Source organism: uncultured Mucilaginibacter sp., assembly GCF_903913935.1.
GTDB lineage: Bacteria > Bacteroidota > Bacteroidia > Sphingobacteriales > Sphingobacteriaceae > Mucilaginibacter.
Genome location: NZ_CAIWNH010000078.1, coordinates 1 through 2,069 on the forward strand (window position 1 = coordinate 1; position 2,069 = coordinate 2,069).

A 2,069-nucleotide genomic window follows, 5' to 3' on the forward strand; every position below is an offset into this window, starting at 1 on the left:
GGCCTGGAAGCTGAACAATGAAAAGAAACTTTAACCGCGCTCCGGTTGAGCGTTTTGTTAGACACTTTAAAGTCTACCGGAAAATCCCATCCTGCCATGAAAAATGATTAGCATCACCCTCTATCATAGGGGATCCGCCAAGATTTTTATTCCAATAATCTTGGAGTTTTTTATATTCTGATTCTGGCGCAATTGTACCGTTTTTAATGATATTCAAATCAACGGCCAGACGCAATTTATGACATGAATTAGCCGCGCCATAACCTTTTTTTTCGCCCATCGCGCCATGTAGTCGTGGATCGCGGTAAGCATCGCCAAACGTAACATACAGGCTTGCTGAGTCCGCATAAAGTATCAATTTGGCAATAGCCACCGCAAATTGTTGTTGCTTTAAAACCATTATCTTTTACCTATGCAATTATAAACTTCGCGCGTCGGCGTTGAGTTTTCCGGGGTACACCATTTTAATCTGCCCGCCGTGGTGTTTTCTAGCCTGTCTTTTATCTTCGCTTCTGAGATCGTCTGGTATTGCATATTAATGACTGCATCAATACCACCATTCGCCAGCGCACAAATATGATCCACAATATACCCCGGCCTACCTTTTGGATGGCCGCTTAAAACATCAAACTGCCGCTTAACGACAGGTGAGCGGCAAGTATAAGCTTGGGCGCAAAGTGGTACCATCAAAGCCAACATTAATATCTTTTTCATTTTGTCGCCTCATCATAGAGCGACATAGCATGATTTTTAACCACGTCGCCCGTGTGTTTTGTAAAATAAACCGGCCTCCCAACGTGGCAATAATGATGCGGTGTGGGCAATGTTGGGACAATATCCTCACTGTTTGCGTAGCGTGTTACGTCCGTGCAAATTGTGTTAAATGCTGATGCAAACTGCACATCCCCCGGTCTGGGTGGTGCGTACAAAAATACTTTAGGCTCATAAAAAGCCAAATCAGCCGCGCAAAATGTCGCAAGCCAACATCCCAAACTATGCCCTTTAATATTGACACCCCCGCCCGGATTAGCCAGCACGACCGACTCAATTGCATCCCGCATTTGTTCGTAAAGTTTGTACCCTCCCTCGTGGACATTACCCCCAATCCTGTGCGGAATAAGGTCAAGATTGCCGTCTGATAACCAGTCGTGATGTGAATCAGTGACACGGAAAACAACTTCAATGTTATTTTGGTGCCTGGCAATAAACCCAAACACTTCATTTTTTGCAAAAGCCCCGCGAGGCGTGGAGCGTAAAACTTTTATAAGCTGATAACCAGGCGGCAATACCCACGGATGTCCTGTTTTTTCCGCCGTGTGTTGCAAATACGCATATTCGACTAAGTTCATATTATTTAATCCCTTGTATTATTGTGACGGATTGGATTTTAATTGTCTTGCCTTGAAATGAGTTTTTAATTTTTAAAATTGCCGCGCATTCTGTAAGCGCCCTTACTTCGCAACTGTGCCATGTCGCTATTTCCGGCGCTGTTATTTCAAAATTTAGACGATAAATGTTCATTCTATCCTTTCAGCTTGTATGCGTGATTTTTACCAGCATGCGACCAGTGCGCCATTTTTATTCCCATTTCATGCAGCCTTTTATCCATCGCCTTTAAATCTCTAATCCCAATAAAGCTGTTTGACATGCCATGGATATAAATATCATCGTTATAAATCACACCAACGGTTATAAATTTATACGGCGATTTTATCAGGTAGCCGTTGCCATCATCATAAACTCTAACAATAACAATCATCCACCCGGTAAGCCGTCGCCACCAACGAAACGTTAATGGCTGTATGTGGGCAGTTGTCATGCCGCCTCGCAACAGTAAAGTTTTTCTATGGTTTTTTTGCTGTTATTTGTTGGTGATAAAGTTGACCTATGGGCAATTTCCATAACAGATTCATAAGGTGCATCATAGCTGCTCAGATAAATCTTATAAGGCGAGCTATTAATATACTCATACAAAGCATTATGGCAAATTTTATTTTGATATTGTGCCGTTCCTAAGTATGGAGGGTCTAAATAAATAACCGTTTCGCTGGGCGGTGTTAGTATTTTCA

Annotated in this window: 5 protein-coding genes; all 5 read right to left on the reverse strand. The window is 42.5% G+C overall.

What is annotated here, in order from left to right:
• Window positions 1-73 precede the first annotated feature (73 nt).
• A complete protein-coding gene (locus QZY09_RS02975; RefSeq protein WP_295667877.1) occupies window positions 74-400 on the reverse strand; it encodes a hypothetical protein in 327 nt (108 codons plus the stop codon).
• Entirely contained in the window at window positions 400-714 is a 315-nt protein-coding gene (locus tag QZY09_RS02980; protein WP_295667879.1) for a hypothetical protein, read from the reverse strand. Before QZY09_RS02980 ends, QZY09_RS02975 begins: the two co-directional genes overlap by 1 nt.
• Window positions 711-1,349, reverse strand: a complete 639-nt coding sequence (locus tag QZY09_RS02985) for a lipase family protein (RefSeq protein ID WP_295667881.1) — start codon at window positions 1,347-1,349, stop codon at window positions 711-713. The genes QZY09_RS02980 and QZY09_RS02985 overlap by 4 nt, the downstream gene beginning before the upstream one ends.
• A 173-nt stretch (window positions 1,350-1,522) precedes the next feature.
• Window positions 1,523-1,819: a hypothetical protein gene (locus QZY09_RS02990; protein ID WP_295667883.1), complete on the reverse strand. Its 297-nt coding sequence runs from the start codon at window positions 1,817-1,819 to the stop codon at window positions 1,523-1,525.
• A partial coding sequence (locus QZY09_RS02995) for a hypothetical protein (RefSeq protein ID WP_295667884.1) occupies window positions 1,816-2,069 on the reverse strand: 254 nt, incomplete at its 5' end. The genes QZY09_RS02990 and QZY09_RS02995, both read right to left, overlap by 4 nt.